This is a genomic window from Micromonospora sp. RHAY321 (assembly GCF_023896955.1).
Taxonomy (GTDB): domain Bacteria; phylum Actinomycetota; class Actinomycetes; order Mycobacteriales; family Micromonosporaceae; genus Micromonospora.
In genome coordinates this window covers 25,097-43,348 of sequence record NZ_JAMHIW010000016.1, presented here as the reverse complement: position 1 = coordinate 43,348, position 18,252 = coordinate 25,097, and the positions used below count along the sequence as shown (strand labels likewise).

At 72.1% G+C, this 18,252-nt stretch carries 16 protein-coding genes; 8 read left to right on the top strand and 8 right to left on the bottom strand.

All coding sequences use genetic code 11. From position 1 onward, the window contains the following. Window positions 1–82 precede the first annotated feature (82 nt). Window positions 83–1,234 (top strand): MFS transporter, encoded by a 1,152-nt coding sequence (locus tag M8C17_RS25720; protein ID WP_252419132.1) that lies wholly within the window; start codon window positions 83–85, stop codon window positions 1,232–1,234. Here the strand turns inward: M8C17_RS25720 and M8C17_RS25715 are convergent. The 3 genes from M8C17_RS25715 to M8C17_RS25705 are packed head-to-tail and all read right to left on the bottom strand — an operon-like array spanning window position 1,221 to window position 4,530. Then, complete coding sequence (locus tag M8C17_RS25715; protein WP_252419131.1) at window positions 1,221–2,363, bottom strand: alcohol dehydrogenase catalytic domain-containing protein; 1,143 nt, start codon at window positions 2,361–2,363, stop codon at window positions 1,221–1,223. The genes M8C17_RS25720 and M8C17_RS25715 overlap by 14 nt on opposite strands. Beyond that, window positions 2,360–3,817: an aldehyde dehydrogenase family protein gene (locus tag M8C17_RS25710; protein WP_252419130.1), complete on the bottom strand. Its 1,458-nt coding sequence runs from the start codon at window positions 3,815–3,817 to the stop codon at window positions 2,360–2,362. Before M8C17_RS25710 ends, M8C17_RS25715 begins: the two co-directional genes overlap by 4 nt. A 56-nt stretch (window positions 3,818–3,873) precedes the next feature. Beyond that, the gene (locus M8C17_RS25705; RefSeq protein ID WP_252419129.1) at window positions 3,874–4,530 is read right to left on the bottom strand and encodes a TetR/AcrR family transcriptional regulator C-terminal domain-containing protein; all 657 of its coding nucleotides are present in this window, start codon (window positions 4,528–4,530) and stop codon (window positions 3,874–3,876) included. A 97-nt stretch (window positions 4,531–4,627) separates the two neighbouring features. On the opposite strand from M8C17_RS25705, the gene M8C17_RS25700 reads away from it, so the two are divergent. Then, the gene (locus M8C17_RS25700) at window positions 4,628–5,800 is read left to right on the top strand and encodes an acyl-CoA dehydrogenase family protein (RefSeq protein ID WP_252419128.1); all 1,173 of its coding nucleotides are present in this window, start codon (window positions 4,628–4,630) and stop codon (window positions 5,798–5,800) included. Window positions 5,801–5,821: 21 nt separating this feature from the next. On the opposite strand, the gene M8C17_RS25695 is transcribed toward M8C17_RS25700, so the two are convergent. Both M8C17_RS25695 and M8C17_RS32220 read right to left on the bottom strand, forming a co-directional pair. Continuing rightward, the gene (locus M8C17_RS25695) at window positions 5,822–6,859 is read right to left on the bottom strand and encodes an aminotransferase class V-fold PLP-dependent enzyme (protein WP_252419127.1); all 1,038 of its coding nucleotides are present in this window, start codon (window positions 6,857–6,859) and stop codon (window positions 5,822–5,824) included. A 126-nt stretch (window positions 6,860–6,985) separates the two neighbouring features. After that, window positions 6,986–9,175, bottom strand: a complete 2,190-nt coding sequence (locus tag M8C17_RS32220; protein WP_252419126.1) for an FUSC family protein — start codon at window positions 9,173–9,175, stop codon at window positions 6,986–6,988. Between the two features lie 410 nt (window positions 9,176–9,585). Between M8C17_RS32220 and M8C17_RS25685 the strand changes: the two genes are divergently transcribed. Continuing rightward, window positions 9,586–10,509 carry a hypothetical protein gene (locus M8C17_RS25685; RefSeq protein ID WP_252419125.1) on the top strand — a complete coding sequence of 308 codons (924 nt, stop codon included), beginning with the start codon at window positions 9,586–9,588 and terminating at the stop codon, window positions 10,507–10,509. A 187-nt stretch (window positions 10,510–10,696) separates the two neighbouring features. After that, on the top strand, window positions 10,697–10,948 hold the full coding sequence (locus M8C17_RS25680) for a FadR/GntR family transcriptional regulator (RefSeq protein WP_252419124.1): 252 nt from the start codon (window positions 10,697–10,699) through the stop codon (window positions 10,946–10,948). A gap of 51 nt (window positions 10,949–10,999) precedes the next feature. On the opposite strand, the gene M8C17_RS25675 is transcribed toward M8C17_RS25680, so the two are convergent. Beyond that, window positions 11,000–11,383 (bottom strand): hypothetical protein, encoded by a 384-nt coding sequence (locus M8C17_RS25675; protein WP_252419123.1) that lies wholly within the window; start codon window positions 11,381–11,383, stop codon window positions 11,000–11,002. Between the two features lie 173 nt (window positions 11,384–11,556). On the opposite strand from M8C17_RS25675, the gene M8C17_RS25670 reads away from it, so the two are divergent. Further along, window positions 11,557–11,889, top strand: coding sequence for a pentapeptide repeat-containing protein (locus M8C17_RS25670; RefSeq protein WP_252419122.1), 333 nt, complete (start codon window positions 11,557–11,559; stop codon window positions 11,887–11,889). Window positions 11,890–11,938: 49 nt separating this feature from the next. Here the strand turns inward: M8C17_RS25670 and M8C17_RS25665 are convergent, their stop codons facing one another. Beyond that, window positions 11,939–12,229 (bottom strand): hypothetical protein, encoded by a 291-nt coding sequence (locus M8C17_RS25665; RefSeq protein ID WP_252419121.1) that lies wholly within the window; start codon window positions 12,227–12,229, stop codon window positions 11,939–11,941. Window positions 12,230–12,449: 220 nt separating this feature from the next. Further along, complete coding sequence (locus tag M8C17_RS25660; RefSeq protein ID WP_252419120.1) at window positions 12,450–13,832, bottom strand: cation:dicarboxylate symporter family transporter; 1,383 nt, start codon at window positions 13,830–13,832, stop codon at window positions 12,450–12,452. Window positions 13,833–13,946: 114 nt separating this feature from the next. Between M8C17_RS25660 and M8C17_RS25655 the strand changes: the two genes are divergently transcribed. From M8C17_RS25655 to abc-f, 3 genes are all read left to right on the top strand, one after another. Next, a complete protein-coding gene (locus tag M8C17_RS25655) occupies window positions 13,947–15,533 on the top strand; it encodes a sensor histidine kinase (RefSeq protein WP_252419119.1) in 1,587 nt (528 codons plus the stop codon). Beyond that, on the top strand, window positions 15,530–16,225 hold the full coding sequence (locus tag M8C17_RS25650; RefSeq protein ID WP_252419118.1) for a response regulator: 696 nt from the start codon (window positions 15,530–15,532) through the stop codon (window positions 16,223–16,225). The genes M8C17_RS25655 and M8C17_RS25650 overlap by 4 nt, the downstream gene beginning before the upstream one ends. Window positions 16,226–16,593: 368 nt before the next feature. Beyond that, on the top strand, window positions 16,594–18,231 hold the full coding sequence (gene abc-f / locus M8C17_RS25645) for a ribosomal protection-like ABC-F family protein (RefSeq protein WP_252419117.1): 1,638 nt from the start codon (window positions 16,594–16,596) through the stop codon (window positions 18,229–18,231). The last annotated feature ends 21 nt before the right edge of the window (window positions 18,232–18,252 follow it).

Genomic DNA, 18,252 nt, shown 5'->3' with positions numbered 1-18,252 from the left:
AAGACACCCACTTCTTATGGGCTGATGGGTGACCTAGCGTCGAACGGGTGACCAGGTATCGACAGGTGCTCGCCGTGCCGGGATGGCGCCGCTGCTCGGCGTCTCACTGCTGGCCCGCACCGCGATCACGGCCGACGTGACGGCGCTGACGCTGCATGTCGTGCTGGGCCTGGAGCTGAGCTACGCGGCGGCGGGTGGTGTCGCGGCGGCCCTGACCGCCGGAGTGGCGCTGGGTGGGCCGCTGCTCGGCCGCATGATCGACTCGCGGGGCCTGCGCACCGTGCTGCTGGTAACCGTCGTGGCGCAGCTGGTGTTCTGGCTGGGCGTGCCGCTGCTGCCGTACGCGTTCCTGCTGGTCGCCAGCTTCGTGGCGGGTCTGCTGATGGTGCCGGCCCAGGCGGTGGGCAGGCAGGCGATCGCCGCGATGACGACGGCGGAGCAGCGCCGGGCCGCGTTCGCGTTGGAGTCGGTGCAGGGCGAGCTGTCGTACATCGTGGGCCCGGCGGTGGTGATCCTGTGTGCGGCGACGCTGTCGCCCGAGGTGGTGGCGTGGGGCGTCGGTGCCGCGATCCTGGTCGGCGGAGCTGGCATCGCCGTGCTCAACCCACCGATGCGCGCCGAGGACGAGGCGGATGCCGCCGCGGCCGGACGACCTGCCCGCAGGCAGTGGCTGGACGCCGACCTGATCGCCGCGCTGACGATGGCGTTCGGCACGACGACGCTGCTCAGCGGCGTCGACCTCGCCATCGTCGCCACACTGCGAGAAGCCGGTCAGGTGTCCTGGGCCGCCGTGGTCGTGGTGGTGTTCGGCGTGTCGTCCGTCGTCGGCGGACTGATCTACGGTGCGCTGTCCCGGCCACTGCCCACGTGGCTGCTGCTCGGCCTGCTCGGGCTCGTGACCATTCCCGTCGGATTCGCCCACGACTGGCCCTGGCTGTGCGTGGCGGTCGTCGGCAGTGGGCTGCTCACCGCGCCGACCCTTGCCACGGTGGCCGACGCGGTGAGCCGGCTGGCGCCGCCCGGCGCGCGGGGTGAGGTGACAGGTCTGCAATCGTCAGCGCAGAGCGCTGGTTTCGCGCTCGGATCCCCGCTCGTCGGCGTGGCGATCGACCTGTCCGTGCCGGCCGGCGGGTTCGCGGCGGCCGGGCTTGCCGGCCTCGCCGCCGCACTGACCGGACACCTGCTGTCCGGCCGGCGGTCGACCGCCGACGCCGTTCGGCTCAGTCCAGGGTGACCACCCAGCGGGCGCCCTCGCCCCGCGCAAGCCGGTCGAACGCCGTGGGCGCTTCGTCCAGCGTGATCGTGCCGCTGACCAGCACGCCCAGATCCAGCGCACCGTCGGCCAGTTCGGCGGCCAGCACGGGCACCTCCCGGTCCGGGTCGGACGAGCCGTACACCGAGGAGCGCAGCGTACGGGCGGAGTGGAAGATGTCGAGGGCGCCGAGGCTGACCATGTCGTCCTTCGCGCCCATGCCGACCACGGTCACCGTTCCCCCGCGCCGGGTGAGCCGCCAGGCCGCCCGGATGGTGGTGGCCCGACCGACGCACTCGAAGGCGTGGTCGACGCCCCGACCCTCGGTGCGCGCCCGCACCTCCTTGGAGAGCCGGTCGTCGGAGAGCAGGAAGTCGGTCGCCCCGGCGGCGAGCGCCAGGTCCCGCTTCGCCTCGGCGACGTCGACGGCGAGGATCGTCGTGGCGCCGGCCCGGCGGGCCGCGCTGAGCACGGCGAGCCCGACACCGCCGAGCCCGACCACCGCCACCGACTCGCCGGGAGCCACCCCGGCGGTGTTGCGGACCGCGCCCGCGCCGGTGAGCACCGCGCAGCCGAGCAGCGCGGCCTGCTCGGGCGGCAGGCCGGCGGGGATCGGGATGACGGCGCGCTCGGGCACCACCACCGCCTCGGCGAGCGCGCCGAGGCCGAGGGTCAGGTGCAACGGGGTGCCGTCGTCGGTCTCGCCACGCGGCACGGTCGGTGCGGTGGTGGCGGCGCAGAGCCACGGCTCGCCGTGACCGCACCACCAGCAACTCCGGCAGGCCGGCGCCCAGTTGAGCACCACCGGGGTGCCGATCGCCAGCCGGCTGCCCGGCCCGGCCTCGGCCACCACCCCGGTCGCCTCGTGCCCGAGCACCAGCGGGAACCTCGCGGCGAGAGTGCCGTTCACCATGGACAGATCGGAGTGGCAGACACCGGCGGCCCGGATGTTCACCCGCACCTCGCCGGGGCCGGGCGCGGGCAGACGTACCTGCTCGACCCGCAGCTCGGCACCGGGCCCGCGCGCGACGAGCGCGCGGACGGTGACCGGTGCGGACGCCGGCTCGGCGCCGCCCGTCGACACGGTCGGGGACAGCTCGGGGCCGGTCATCGCTGGATCGCCTTCAGCTCGCGGAACTCGGCAAGGCCGTGCACGCCCAGCTCCCGACCCAGGCCGGACTGCTTGTAGCCGCCGAACGGGGCGAGCGGGTTGAACGGTGCTCCGTTGATGTCGACGGCGCCGGTGCGCAGCCGCCGGGCCACCGCGAGCGCGGCGTCGGTGTCGGCGGACCACACGGCGCCGGCCAGCCCGTACTTCGAGTTGTTGGCGATGGCCACCGCCTCGTCGGTGTCGTCGAACGGGATGACGGCGAGCACCGGGCCGAACACCTCCTCCTGGGCGAGCGCGCTGTCCGGGTGCACGTCGGCGAAGACGGTCGGTGCGACGAAGTGCCCCCTGGCCGGCACGGGTGCGTCCGGGCCTCCGGCGACCAGCCGGGCGCCGTCGGCGAGGGCACGGTCGACGTGGCCGCGGACCCGCTCGGCCTGGGCGGCGGAGACCAGCGGGCCGAGCCGGGTGGCCGGGTCGAACGGGTCGCCGAGGCGGTAGCCGGCCACCGCGGCGGCGATCAGATCGAGCGCCTCGGCGTACCGGTCGCGGTGCACCAGCATCCGCGTCCACGCGGTGCAGGTCTGACCGGAGTTGAGCAGGGCGTTGCCGACGCCCACCTTGACCGCGGTGGCCAGGTCGGCGTCGGGGAGGATCACGTTGGCCGACTTGCCACCCAGTTCCAGCGCGACCCGGGCGATCCGGTCGGCGGCGAGCCGCATGATCCGCGCGCCGGTGGCGGTGGAGCCGGTGAACGAGACCATATCGACGTCGGGGTGCCCGGCGAGCGCCTCGCCGACCACCGGGCCGGTGCCCGGGACCAGGTTGAGCACACCGGGCGGCAGCCCGGCCTCGGTGACCGCGTCGAAGAGCAGGTACGCCGTCAGCGGCGTCAGCTCGCTGGGCTTGAGCACGACCGTGCAGCCGGCGGCGAGCGCGGGCGCCAGCTTCGCCATGACCTGGTGCAGCGGGTAGTTCCACGGGGTGATCGCACCGACCACACCGATCGGCTCGCGGACGACGAGCGAGTTGCCGACGCTCTCCTCGACCGGTGGGCGGGCGGCGAGCGCGACGTGGTCGCGCAGCACGGTCAGCGGCAGCCCGACCTGCACCCGGGTGGCGAGCTTGAGCGGCGCGCCCAGCTCCACGGCGATGGTGCGGGCCAGGTCGTCGGCGCGCGCGGCGAGCGCGATGTGCAGCCGGTCGAGGCACGCGGAGCGCTCGGCGGGGGCGGCGGCCGCCCAGCCGGGAAAGGCGGCGCGGGCCGCGGCGACGGCCCGGTCCACGTCCGTCGGTGTGCCGGCGGGCACCTGCCCGATCGGCTCACCGGTGGCCGGGTTCTCCACCTCGATCACGTCGCCGCCGGTGGACTGGGTCCACTCGCCGGCGATGTGCAGGTGGCGCCGCAGGCGCAGGGCGTCGGGCAGCAGTTGCGACGGCGGGGCGGCGAGGTCCATGTCGTCCCTTCGGGGGTGGGCGATGGGCGATGAAACTAGCGCTGGGAGTTTGGACGCTACCCGCTGGGACGGGCGGACTCCACCGGGTCGACGGTGCGGGCGTACTCGGCGACCAGGCCGTGCAGCAGGGCGTCCAGGCCGAGGGCGAAGGCTCCCTCGTCCACGCTCTGCTGGTGCTCGGCGAGCCGGTGCGCCTGGCGCAGGTGCGGGTAGTGCGCGGCGTACAGCTCGGGGTCCTCGACGAAGCCGCGGGCGAACGAGCCGAGCGCCGACCCGGCCACGAAGTACCGCAGCGCCGCGCCGATGTGGGTGGCCCGGGCCGGCGGCCAGCCGGCGCGTACCAGGCCGCCGTAGACCGCGTCGGCCATGGCCAGCGCGGCCGGCCGGCGGCCCGGTCCCTGGGCCAGGTACGGCACGATGTTCGGGTGGGCGGTGAGCGCCCGCCGGTACGACCACGCCCAGTCGCGCAGCGCCGCGGCCCAGTCCCGGCTGGCGAAGCCGCTGGTGTCGACGGCACCGGTGACGGTGTCGGCGACGGCGTCCAGGATCTCGTCCTTGGTGGCGAAGTGGTTGTAGAGCGACGGGCCGCGCACGCCCAGCTCGGCGGCGAGCCGGCGGGTGGACAGCGCCGGCAGGCCCTCGGCGTCGATCACCGCCGTGGCGGTCTCGACGATGAGCTGCCGGGTGAGCCGGGGCTGACGTGGTCGGGGCACTGCGCTCCTCGCGGGTTCGGCCACGGGGTCTGGACGCGGCAAAACTTACACCGCTAGTTTAAGGGTGACCGGCAGCACCGACGCCAGGAGGACCACCGTGGACTTTTCGCTGACCGACGAGGAGCGGGCGGTACGGGACACCGTCCGGTCGTTCATCCGCCGCGAGGTGATGCCGCTGGAGGCGGAGGTGCTCCGCCGGGAACGGGCGCACCAGCCCGGCCTGGACCACTCCGAGGTCCGCGAGCTGCAACTCAAGGCACGCAAGTTCGGCTTCTGGGGCCTGGCCACCCCCGAGGAGTACGGCGGGATGAACCTGCCTGCCGTCCTCCAGTCGCTGATCTGGACGGAGCTGGGCCACACGTTCGTGCCGTTCCGCTTCGGCGGCGAGGCCGACAACATCCTGTTCCACGCCACCGAGGAGCAGAAGCGCGAGTTCCTCATCCCGACCATCGAGGGCGAGCGGCGTTCCTGCTTCGCGATCACCGAGCCGGGCGCCGGCTCGGACGCGGCGAACATCCGGCTGTCCGCCCGCCGCGACGGCGACGACTGGATCCTCGACGGCGAGAAGACCTTCATCACCGGCGGCAACGAGGCGGACTTCGCCATCGTGGTCGCGGTGACCGACCGGGAGAAGGGCGCCCGCAACGGCGGCGCCACCGCGTTCCTGGTGGACCGGGCGATGGGCTGGCGGTCGGAGTTCATCCAGACCATGGGCGAGGGCGGCCCCGCGTCCCTGATCTTCGACGGCGTACGCGTGCCGCACCGCAACATCCTCGGCGAGATCGGGCAGGGCTTCACGCTCGGCATGGAGTGGATCGGCAAGGGCCGCTACACCATCCCGTCGCACGCCATCGGCATCGCCGAGCGGGTCCTGCAGATGGCGATCGACCACGCCAACACCCGGGAGACCTTCGGCGCGAAGATCGGCACCAACCAGGCCATCCAGTGGATGATCGCCGACTCGGAGACCGAGCTGGAGGCCGCCCGCTGGCTGGTGCTGAAGTCGGCGTGGACGGTCGACCAGGGCATGGATCCCCGGCACGCCTCGTCGATGGGCAAGCTCTACGGCGCCGGCATGGTCAACCGGGTGGTCGACCGGGTGCTCCAGATCCACGGCGGCATGGGCTACACCCGCGAGCTGCCCATCGAGCGCTGGTACCGGCAGGTCCGCCTCTACCGGATCTTCGAGGGCACCGACGAGATGCAGCGACTGATCATCTCGCGGGACCTGCTGCGCGGCTACACGAAGATCGGTGGCCACCTGGCCTGAGCGGATGTGGCGCTGACCGGCTCAGCCGGTCAGCGCCGTCAGGGCGGCGTCCACATCGGCCTCCGTGGAGTAGATGTGGAAGGAGGCCCGGACCCGCCCGGCGCGTACCGCCGCCCGGATGCCGGCCGCCGCCAGGCGCCGCTCCGCGTCGGGCACGTCGACGGTGACGATGGCGCTCTCCCCCGGCGGTCGGCCCAGCCCGGTCAGGAACCGGTTGGCCAGCGCCACGTCGTGCGCCCGGATCGCCGGCACGCCGATCTCGGCGACCAACTCCAGGGCGGGCGCCGCGCCCACCCAGCTGAACCACGCCGGTGAGATGTCGAACCGGCGGGCGTCGTCGGCCAGCCGCAGTGGCGGGCCGTAGTAGGAGGCGTACGGGTCGCGGCCCGCGTACCAGCCTGCGGCGTCGGGGCGCAGCCGGTCACGCAACGCCGGGGCCAGATAGGCGTACGCGCAGCCACGCGGACCCATCACCCACTTGTAGCCGCTCACCACGACCACGTCGGCCAGGCTCCCGTCGAACGGCAGCCAGCCGCACGCCTGGCTCGCGTCCACCACGACCAGCGCACCGTGCGCGCGGGCCGCGGCCACGATCTCGTCGTACGCCGCGACGGAGCCGTCGGCCGACTGCACCAGGCTGAACGCGACCAGATCGGTGTCGGCGTCGATCGCGTCGGCCAGCCCGTCCGCCGGTACGGTGCGGACCGTGACGCCCCGCTCCTCCTGGACCAGCCAGGGAAAGAGGTTGGAGGTGAACTCGACCTCGGGGACCAGCACCGTCGTCCCGGCCGGCAGCGCCGCCGCGACCGGTGCCAACATCTGCGAGGCGGTCGCACCGACCGCCACGTCCTCGCCCGGCACCCCGATCAGGCCGGCGAACGCGGTACGCGCCCGGTTCACGGAGTCCCCCCAGCCCTCCCACGACGTACTGCCGACCCGCCAGCCGGCGAGGGCCTCCTGCATCGCCGTCCAGGCCGGCTCGGGCGGCAGCCCGTAGGAGGCGGTGTTCAGCCAGCCGGGCTCCGGCTGCCAGAGCTTCTGTGCCTGCTCAATCTCCATACCAGCGACGCTAGGCGGGACAGGCGCGGACCGGCACGGCCAATCGGCGATCGGCGGCCTGTGGTGGGCGTCTCGATGACGGATGGGCGGGCGTGGTCGGCATTGAGCGGTGGCACCCGCTCCGGCTCACGGCTTCCCGCTCCGGTCGGCAGACGAGCCGTCGGGGGGCGGGTGGATCCGGGCCAGGCTGTCGGCGAGGGCGGCGAGCCACTGGTCGACCTCCACGAGATGCCGGACCGAGGGCCGGGAGCCGACGTCGCCGAGCAGCGGGCGGATCCGGTCGAGTTCGTCGACGCAGCCGGGCGGGGTGGGCACCGGCCCTGAGGGCCGACCGTGGGCGATCTGGTCGGCGAGGTCGTCGTACGCCGAACGCAGCTCGCGGGCCGACTCCCGCAGCAACCCCGCGGCCGGAGCCCAGCCGGCGAGGCAGCCGGGTGGGTTGCGGCGCAGCAGCGACTCGGCACCGGCCATCACGTGGTGCCCGGCGCCCAGGACCCCGTCCCAGTCCACCCGCCGGCTCGGCTGGTCGTGCCGCTCGGAGTGGTACTGGCTGTGCGACGAGTCGACCAGGATCATCCGCTGCCGCACCCGGTGGAGGGCTCGGTCGGGCGGTGGACCGCCGAGCACCGCCTGCACGGTCTGCTCGACCGCGTCCCCGCTGGCTGCCAGATAGCGGGCCGCGTTGTGCCGGAGGTCGCGGCTCGCGCCGCGCGGCCACATGGCCACGCCGGCGAGCACGCCGATCACCGCGCCGAGCACGACGTCGACCAGGCGGGCCTCGGCTAGCCGCCACCCTTCGGGGGCGAGCTGGGCGAAGACGAACGTCAGCAGGACCGTGAACAGCGCCTGTTGCCAGACCGGACCGAGCAGGCGGCCGACGCCGAAGGCCAGCATCAGGGTGAACGGCAACGCGACGGCGTACACGATCGGCTCGTCGATGACGAGCATCAGCCCACCGCTGACGACGGCGCCGACGGTCGTGCCCACCACGGCGGGCCGCAGCGCGGTGCGGGTGTCCGCGGCCGAGGTGCGCAGAACGGTGAGGGTGGCCAGGAGCACCCAGAAGCCGTGGGTGAGTTGTAGCGTCCCGGCGGTCACCCGGGCGATGGCCAGCGCCACCGCCAGCCGCAGCGAGCTGTGCAGGTGGGCCGAGCTGGGTGCGAGGTGGGCGCGGAACTGCCGCCAGTACAGCGACCACGGGCCATGGCGCGCGAACTCGAACAGCCCCGAGTAGTCATCCCCGTCGTCGAGCCGCGACCCGCTGGCCACCCGAGCCGCGACGGCGAGGACCCGCACCTGACCGGCGAGGGCCAGCGCGGTCGCGTCCCGGCACAACCGGGGTACCTCCGGCGCGTCGCCGCGGCCGTCCCGCCCGCCGGGGTACGCCATCTCAGCTTGCAAGACCGCAGCGTCCAGGCCGCCGAGGTCAACCGGCGGCGCACCCGGCGACAGGCTCCGGCCGGCGGCACGGGTCGTGTCGGCGCACGACCGCAGCAGCCGCGCCGCCGCCAGGTCCGGGATCGGCTCCGGTGGGGCCTCCGCCGCCAACCGGTCCGCCTCGGCGAGCACCTCCCGCAACGCCGCCGAGCAGACCCGCAGTGCGCGGTCACGCGCGTCGGCCGCGGTCGGTGCCCACGCCGCGGGGGTACGGATCAACGCGAGCTCCGCCACCGCAGCGGACGCCCGCTCGCGCCGCGCGTCCCGACCACCGTCACCGCCGTGCGGGTCGGTCAGCACGTCCGCCGCGGCATCGAGAAACGCCGCCACGCCGTCCGCCGCCTCGGCCAGCCGTTGCCGGTAGGACAGCGGCACCGGATCGGGCCAGAGGAACACCTCGGCCACGGCGAGCACCACGATGGCGAGCGTGACCCCGGCCAACCGCTCCGGCAGGGTGCCCGGATCGTACGGCGGGAAGGACGCCAGGATGTAGAAGAGCTGGAACGCGCTGCCCAGCCCGAGCAGGCGCGGATTGCCGACGCCGGCGAACGCCACGACGAACCCGATGACCAGCATCCCGACGGACGCCATCCAGGTGCTGCCCGCCAACACCGTGCCCGCGCTGATCAGCGCCCAGACCACCGGCAGTGTGCTGACCAGGATCCGCGCCCGCTGGGGCGCCGGCCCGGGCAACTGCGCGAACGCCCCGGAGGCGACCACGCCGAACAGGCCGTACGTGGCGAGCATCGGGCTGCCGACGCCGTAGCGACAGGCGTAGAAGACGACGGACGCGACAAGGGTCAGCCGTGCCGCGCGCCGCAGGACGGCATCCCCCGGGTCACGACTGCGAAGCCGGCCCAGGAGGCTGGTTCCGAGCACGCCTGGTCCCCCGGGTTCGTCGCGACACCCTCCCCGGCCCATCATTCTTCACCGAGAGCTCTCGGCGGCGGCGGGTTTCGCGGCGATTCAGAGGACATCTGGGTCGCGGAGAGCGGGGCGGAATTCTCGGAGCCGTGGTAGACGGCGAGTCCTGGCAGGATGTCTCGGTGCGCTTCACCCCTCGCCTCGTGACGTCCTTCCGGATTCCGTCGAACTCCCCTCGCGTACCCGGTATCGCCAGCACCGCTGACACTCCCGCCGTCCAGCGGTGGCCGCATCGCCGGCTCGTCGTGATCCGCAGGGACGACGAACTGTCGGCGTACGACCTCGACCGGCTCCTCGGCGGTGACGACACTCCCGCCGCGAGGTTCCCAGCGCCATGGCCGCGTGGGGCGGGCGGAGTCGATGCGGTGAGCCCCACCCTCGACCTGGCGGTCTTCAGCGGTCAGCACGCGCTGCACGCGGTCGACGAGACCGGCGCGCTGCGGTGGAGGGTGCGGCACGCCTGCTGGGGCTCGCCCTGCTCGTCCCACCATGAGTCCTACGAGGAGTACGCCGGCACCGGCGAGCACCGCTGTCCCGATCGGGGCTCCTGCTGGATCAGCGCGGACGGCTCGACGGTGTGGGCGCACGTACGCACCCCACTACCGGACGACGCCGAGCCGGAGCACGACGAGGAGTGGCTCGTGATCGACGCCGCCGACGGTCGCATCCTGGGACGGGCCTCGACCGGCACCGCGGCCGCCGGCTCCCACCACGTTCCCCACCCGGACGTTGGACAGATGGGCCTCAGCATCGGCGAGGGCCAGGACGGTGTCCCGCTGCGGTGGGGTCGGTGGGACGGCGTCCGACTCACCGTCACCTCTATCGGGGACGACGACCGCTGCCTCATCGATGTCAGCCCGTCCGGACGGCTGTTCCTCACGGTCGCCCACGATCAGGGAGACCTGGCCGTTCATCGGCTTCCCGACGGAGCGGTGCTGCACGAAATTGCGGCCGACCAGCTTCAGTCGAACCCGCAGCCACCGTCGGACACGGCCGAGGAGCCCTACTGGGACTACCGGTGTGGCTTCGTCGACGAGCGCACGGTGATCGCGAGCGCCGAGGAGAACGACGAGGAGTACGGTCGCCCGCAGCATTGGCTAATCGACGCGGCGCAGGGTGAAGTGCTCGGTCAGGTCGAGTACCCGATGCCCGTTTCGGAGAGCCCGATGGCGCTTGGGGACGGCACCTGGCTCACCTGCGGCGAGGACCCGTTCCAGCTCCTGCTGTGGAGCCTCCCGGTGGAGCACCAGGTTCCGTCTAGCTCGACCGGCGACTCAGCCGCGGAGTGACCGCTTCGAATTGAACTCTCGGCGAGACGGCCGTCTTCTCGGCTCAGCTGAGTGGCACGGCTGCTGCACTTCGCTGCTGTGCTGCCGGCGTCAGACGAGGCGCTGAATTCGGACCTTGGCTCGCCGGGGGAACCGACCTCCTTGGCAACCACCCATAGATAGCGTTGGGTAGCCAGGGCTGGCGTAGGTGGTCTACTCGTGTTGCCAACCGAGGGGAACCACCGTGCCGCCGCGTTACCGCTATGAGCAGATCGCCGACGACCTCGCCGAACGCATCAAGTCCGGCGAGTTCCAGCCGGGCTCCAAGCTGCCCAGCCGGCGAGAGCTGATCGAGCACTACGGCGTTACAGAGCCGGTCATCGACCGTGCCATGCAGGTGCTACGGATCAAGGGCATGACCGAGACGCTGCCAGGCGTAGGCGTCTTCGTCGCCGAGTAGATCCCCTCCCTGCAGCCGATCCCTCAAACCAAGAGGAGCGCGATCCTCGGGTCAGCGGGCGGCCCTGTGGAACCTAGTCAGATCGCAACCGTCGGGGTCGCCTTCAAATCGGTACAGCCAGGGCTCTTCTCGGTTGCCGGAAATCCACAGCTGCAGGTCCTCAAGCCTCAGATCCTCGGTGCTCTTTGAATCGAGGTCGAGAGTCCACGTGCCCTCTTCGTTGGCCTCGGGAAGATTGCTGGCGCTGTAGCGCCCATCTTCGCTTAGCTCGATCCTTCCACCTTCAAGACTGGTGTAGATCCCTGCCAGGTCTGACTCGGTGATGTCTTCGGGGGGCTGGGGTGCGCACCCGAAATACCGGCTACATCCTGCGGGGGCCATCGATACGAGCAAGCTGAACGCCAGGGCCGCCGCGAATCGCGGGATTCTCCCCATCAAAGGCTCCGTCCTGCTCGGCGGACACAGAGCCGAGCGACAGCGGACTCTACAGCGCGCCGCCTACCTGGCGGCACGCTCTGGTCCGCAGGCGGCGAGGTGCTGACCTCAGACCCGTAGAGCGCGCTGAAAGCCGGTGGTTCGGCAAGGAATGATCCGGCTACGGTTCGCGGATGAGCATCCTGCCCGGCGCGACCAGACAGTCGTTCGTGGGTCGCGATCTTCGGCATCGCACCCTTGATGGGCAATCTTTCAAGTTGTGTGATTTCCGCGGCGCCGACCTTCGGGGTGCCTCCATCCGAGGCACTCGCTTCTCTGGCTGCGATCTGCGGGATGCCGATCTGCGTGACACGGATCTGTCCTACGCGCGGTTCGGCTACGTCTCGACGCACAATCCGGAGTACGGGCGCACGGACGTTACGGGGGTCCGGTGGGACGGGGCCAACGTCCGAGGTGTCACCGCCGACCGTGTCATTGGATGGCCGCACGGCACCCCTGGCCGCTGACCCCGGCACGCTGCTAGCTCGCAGAGGGCATCATTCACAGCGGCTGGCCTCAGCTCTCGCCGGCTCCCGAAGCTGGTAGGTCGAGATAGGCCAGTAGCCGCAGGGCTCCGGCAAGGTGTTGCAGGTCGTGCCAGAGCACCGGCACGTCGTCCGTCGGACGGCGCAGCAGCGCGTTCAGCTCCGCGATGTCGTCGCCGCTCTGCCCGACATCGATCCCCGGTGCCGGGTCCTCCCGCAGCTCGAACGCGGTCCGCAGGTCGACGTCCCAGTAGGCGTCGACACCGACGCCCGACAGCTCGATGTCCGGCCCGAACCGCTGTTCCACTGCGTCCAGCAGCATTGCGCACATTTGGCGAAGGTCCTGAACCCTCAGCATGTTCGTCACGGTCACCACCCTCGCGGTAGCGCCCGCACACAACAACAGCGATTGCACAACACTGCCGTACAACGGCAGAGAGGCCACCTCCTTTCGGGAAGCGGCCTCTCACCTGCCTAAGGGATAACCGGGGGTCGCTCCTGCGCTCGGCCAAGCCGACAAGGGGAGGTCCCTGATCGCCGGGTCAGGCCGGTACGGTGGCCCGCTCGTCGTCGGACCGCCGCGGCTCGGACTCGTCCTCGTCGTCGTGCTCGTCGAGCATCGTCGCCTCGTCGAACGGGTCGTCGCCGCGCAGCACACCGACCGCCCGGTCCCGATCGAACTCCCCGGTCCAGGTCCCCACCAGCACGGTCGCCACGGCGTTGCCCGCGAAGTTGGTCAGCGCCCGCGCCTCCGACATGAACCGGTCGATGCCCACGATCAGACCGACACCGTCCACGAGGTCCGGCCGGTGCGACTGAAGCCCACCAGCCAGAGTCGCCAGCCCCGCGCCGGTCACCCCAGCAGCACCCTTCGATGCAATGATCATGAACAGCAGCAGCGACACCTGCTCGCCGATCGACAGCGGCTTGCCCAGCGCGTCGGCGATGAACAGCGACGCCATCGTCAGGTAGATGGCCGTCCCGTCGAGGTTGAACGAGTACCCGGTCGGCACCGTGATGCCGACGACGGGCTTGCTCACGCCGAAGTGCTCCATCTTCGCGATGAGCCGCGGCAGCGCCGACTCCGACGACGAGGTCGACAGGATCAGCAGGAACTCCCGGCCCAGGTAGCGCAGCAGCGAGAAGATCGAGATCCGGGCGATGAACCAGAGCAGCGCGCCGAGGATCACCACCACGAAGATCAGACAGGTGACGTAGAAGCCGACCATGATCTGCGCGAGGCTCTTGAGCGCGTCCACGCCGGTCGCGCCGACGACGGCCGCCATGGCGCCGAACGCGCCGATCGGCGCCAGCCACATGATCATGGCGAGCACCTTGAACACCACCCGCTGGATGACCCCGATGGCACTCAGCACCGGCTCACCGCGCCGGCCCATGGCCTGGACGGCGAAGCCGACCAGCAGCGCCACCAGCAGCGTCTGGAGCACCTCGCCCTCGGTGAGCGCGGAGAGCAGCGTGGTCGGGATGACCCCGAGGAGGAACTCCGTCGTACCGCCGGCCTCGTCACCGGCGGCGGCCTTGCCCGCACCGGCGAGGTCCTGGCCCAGGTCCAGGCCCGAGCCGGGGTGGATGAGGTTGCCGACCACCAGGCCGATCGCGAGCGCGACGGTCGACATGGTGAGGAAGTAGCCCAGGGCGAGGCCACCGACCTTGCCGACCTTCGCCGCCTGCCGGACGGAGCCGACGCCCAGCACGATGGTGCAGAAGATGACCGGACTGATCATCATCTTGATCAGGTTGACGAAGCCGGTGCCGATCGGCTTGAGCTCCTTGCCGAAGTCGGGGGCGACGAGGCCGACCACGATGCCGGCCAGCACGGCCACGATGACGGCGAGGTAGAGATAACGGGTACGGTCCCGTCGGACCGACGGTGTCGGTGTAGTGGTGGATGCGGTGGTGTCCATGTCGACAATGTGAAGCGCGTCTCAGGTGTTGACAGCCTTGCGGTCATTCTGTTCACCGGCAAATTCACAAACGAAACCGGTCGGCGACACCGGCGCAACGAGGAGGTGGTGGAGGTGGCCCGACGCCAGTGGAGCATCGCGGGGCAACTGTTCGCCCTCCAGGCGGTGGTGGTGACGCTGCTCGTGCTGGCCGGTGCGGCGGGGGCCGTGTGGCTGGCCCGCAGCGACTCCCGCCAGGCCGCGCAGGAGGAGGTGCTCGCGGTGGCGCAGACCGTGGCCCGCTCCCCCGACGTCCGCGCGGCCCTCACGACCGCCGACCCGGCCGGCACCCTCCAGCCGTACGCCGAGTCGACCCGGCTGGCCACGGGCACCGACTTCGTGGTGGTGATGGCCCCCGACCGGACCCGCTACTCGCACCCGACCCGGGAGCTGATCGGCCGGCCGTTCGTCGGGGAGATCGAGCCCGCCCTGGCCGGCCAACCGTTCACGATCACCAACGTCGGCACGCTCGGCGAGTCGGTGCGCGCGGTCGTTCCGGTGTACGACGATCAGCGGCGGATCGTCGGCCTGGTGTCGGTGGGCATCACCACCCGGGCGATCGACCGCAAACTGCTCGGCCAGCTGCCGGTGCTCCTGGGCGTCGTCGCACCGGCGCTCGCCCTCGCCGCGACCGGCTCCTGGCTGCTCAGCCGCCGGCTCCGCCGGCAGACGCACGGCCTCGGGCCGGCCCAGATGACCCGGATGTACGAGTACTACGACGCGGTTCTGCACTCCGTGCGCGAGGGTCTGGTCGTCCTGACCCGCGACCGGCGGGTGGCGCTGGTCAACGACGAGGGACGCCGGCTGCTGGGCCTCGGCACGGACGCGCAGGTGATCGACCAACCGGTGGCCGGGATCGACCTGCCGCCCGCGGTGGCCGAGCTGCTCGGCTCCGGGCGGGACGCCCGCGACGAGCCCATCCTCGCCGGTGACCGGGTGCTGGTCGCCAACCAGCGGACCACCCGCTTCGAGGGCGCGGTGCTCGGCACCGTGCTCACCCTGCGCGACCAGACCGAGCTGCGCACCCTGGCCAGCGAACTGGACTCGGTGCGTGCCCTGACCGAGGCGTTGCAGGCGCAGACCCACGAATCGGCCAACCGGCTGCACACCGTGCTGACCCTGGTCGAGCTGGGCCGCGCCGACGAGGCCGTCCGGCTCGGCACCCGCGACCTGGCCCTCGCCCAGCAGTTGACCGACCGGGTGGTCGGCGCGGTGACCGAGCCGGCGCTGGCCGCGCTGCTGCTCGGCAAGTCGGCGCAGGCAAGCGAACGCGGGGTGGACCTGGTGATCGAGCCGGACTGCCGCCTCGACGACAGCCCTCTGCCCACCGGCGACCTGCTCACGGTGGTCGGCAACCTGGTCGACAACGCCCTCGAGGCGGTGGCCGGTACGCCGGCTCCCCGCCGGGTGCGGGTCTTCATCGGCGTCGTCGACGACGAGCTGACGGTGCGGGTCGCCGACAGCGGCCCGGGGCTGGCACCGGACCGGGTGGCGGACGCGTTCCGGCGCGGCTGGTCCACGAAGAGCACCGGCCGGGGCCTCGGCCTGGCACTCGTCGGGCAGGTGGTCCACCGGCACGGCGGCCGCTCCGAGGTGGGCCGCTCGGACGACGGCGGCAGCCTGTTCACCGTGCGCCTGCCGATCGTCGCGGCACGCCGATGACCGACATCCGGGTGCTGGTCGTCGAGGACGAGCCGCTGCTGGCCGAGGCGCACGCGGCGTACACCGAGCGGGTTCCCGGTTTCGTGGTGGTCGGGGTGGCACACACGGCGCGGGCGGCGATGGCGGCGCTGCGGGCCAACGACGGCGGCGACGTGGACCTCGTACTCCTCGATTTCCGGCTGCCCGACCTGCACGGCCTGGACGTCTGCCGGGCGCTGCGCGCGGCGGGCAGCAGCGTCGACGTGCTGGCGGTGACCTCCGCGCGGGACCTCGCGGTGGTCCGCACCGCGGTCTCGCTGGGGGTGACCCACTACCTGCTCAAGCCGTTCACGTTCGCCGCGTTCCGCGACAAGCTGGAGCGGTACGCCGACTACCGCGCCCAGGCGCTCGCCGACGGCGAGGTGGCCGCCCAGCACGAGGTGGACCAGATGTTCGCCACCCTGCGCGGCACGGCCGGGCACAGCCTGCCCAAGGGCCTCGACGCGCAGACCCTGAACCGGGTTCGCGCCGCCCTCACCGAGGAGGCCGACGCGGAGGCGGGGCTGTCCGCGACCGAGGTGAGCACACGGACCGGCATCTCACGGGTGACCGCCCGCCGCTACCTGGAGTACCTGGTGACCATCGACCGGGCCGCCCGCCACCCCCGCTACGGCACCCCCGGCCGCCCCGAGGTCGAGTACCGCCCGCGCTAACCAACACCCACTTCGCCCCGGACCCCGCCCCCCACCCCGGCGATCTTGCACTTTCTGTCGGGACTATTGCCGCGCTAGCGACATTTCCGCGACCGGACATGCAAGATCGCCGGGTGGAGGGCGGGGGGCGCGCCGGGAAGGCGGTGGCGGGGGGAAGATCCGTTGTTAGACTCGGCGGAGTTGGGTGTCAGCGGTTGACGAGGGAGACCAGACATGGCGGGTGACGACGACATCTCCGGGTGATACCGGATGTCTCAGGCCACCGTTCGGCGCGCGTCCGCGCAGCCGCTGTGGCCATGCCGTCGTTTCACCAGTCCGGTTTCCTCGGGCGGCTCCGGCGCGCCCACCCACCCTTTGAGGTCACTCGCATGTCTGATGCGTTCATCGTCTGCTCGAACCTGTCCTTCTCCTGGCCGGACGACACCCCGGTCTTCTCGGAGCTGTCCTTCACCGTCCCCGGCGGCCGCACCGGCCTCGTCGCGCCCAACGGCACCGGCAAGAGCACCCTGCTGCGGCTGATCGCCGGGGAGCTGCGGCCCAGCGGCGGCAGCGTCACCGTCGACGGTGTGCTCGGCTACCTCCCGCAGACCCTGCCGCTGGCCGGCGACCTGACCGTGGCCGAGGTGCTGGGCGTCGCCGAGCGGATCGCGGCGCTGCACGCCATCGAGGCCGGCGACGCCAGCGAGGAGCACTTCGCCACGATCGGCGACGACTGGGACATCGAGGAGCGCACCCGCGCCGAGCTGGAGCGCCTCGGCCTGGGCGAGCTGTCGCTCGACCGGAGGCTGCGCACCCTCTCCGGCGGTCAGGTGGTCTCCCTCGGACTGGCGGCGCAGCTGCTCCGGCGCCCCGACGTGCTGCTGCTCGACGAGCCCACCAACAACCTGGACCTGGAGGCGCGGCACAAGCTCTACGACGTGCTGACGGATTGGACCGGCTGCCTGCTGCTGGTCAGCCACGACCGGGAGCTGCTGGACCGGATGGACCGCATCGCCGAGCTGGACCGAGGAGAGATCCGCTGGTACGGCGGCAACTTCACCGCGTACACCGAGGCGGTGCAGGCGGCGCGGGAGGTGGCCGAGAGCAACATCCGCAACGCCGAGCAGGAGGTCAAGCGGGAGAAGCGGGAGATGCAGCAGGCCCGCGAGCGGGCCGACCGGCGGGCCAGCAACGCCAGCCGGAACCTGAAGAACGCGGGGCTGGCCCGGATCGTGGCCGGTGGGCTCAAGCGCAGTGCGCAGGAGTCGGCGGGCCGGGCGCAGGAGACGCACTCCAGCCGGCTCGGTGAGGCCAAGGCCCGGCTCGACGAGGCCGGTCGGGCGCTGCGCGAGGAGGACCGGATCGTCGTGGACCTGTCGGACACCACCGTCCCGGCCGGCCGCACGGTCTTCTCCGGGCAGGGCATGCGGGTCCGATTCGACGACCGGGACCTGTTCGCCGGTGACGGCGCCGACCTGGTGATCCGGGGACCGGAGCGGATCGCGCTCACCGGCCCCAACGGTGCGGGCAAGTCGACCCTGCTGCGCCTCGTCGACGGTGACCTCGACCCGGCCGGCGGCGAGATCAAGCGGGCCGACGGGCGGATCGCGTACCTGTCGCAGCGGCTGGACCTGCTAAACCTGGACCGCACGGTGGCGGAGAACTTCGCCGCGTACGCGCCGAGCCTGCCGGACGCCAAGCGGATGAACCTGCTCGCCCGGTTCCTGTTCCGGGGCGCGCGGGTGAACCTGCCCGTCGGGGTGCTCTCCGGCGGTGAGCGGCTGCGCGCCACCCTCGCCTGCGTGCTCTGCGCCGAACCGGCACCGCAACTGCTGCTGCTCGACGAGCCGACCAACAACCTGGACCTGGTCAGCGTCGCCCAGTTGGAGAGCGCGCTGAGCGCGTACCAGGGCGCGTTCGTGGTGGTCAGCCACGACGAACGGTTCCTCGCCGAGATCGGCGTGCAGCGCTGGCTGCGGCTGGCCGACGGCCAGCTGCGGGAGATCGCGGCCCCCGACCGGGGCTGAGCCCGGCGGGCGTCCCGGCCC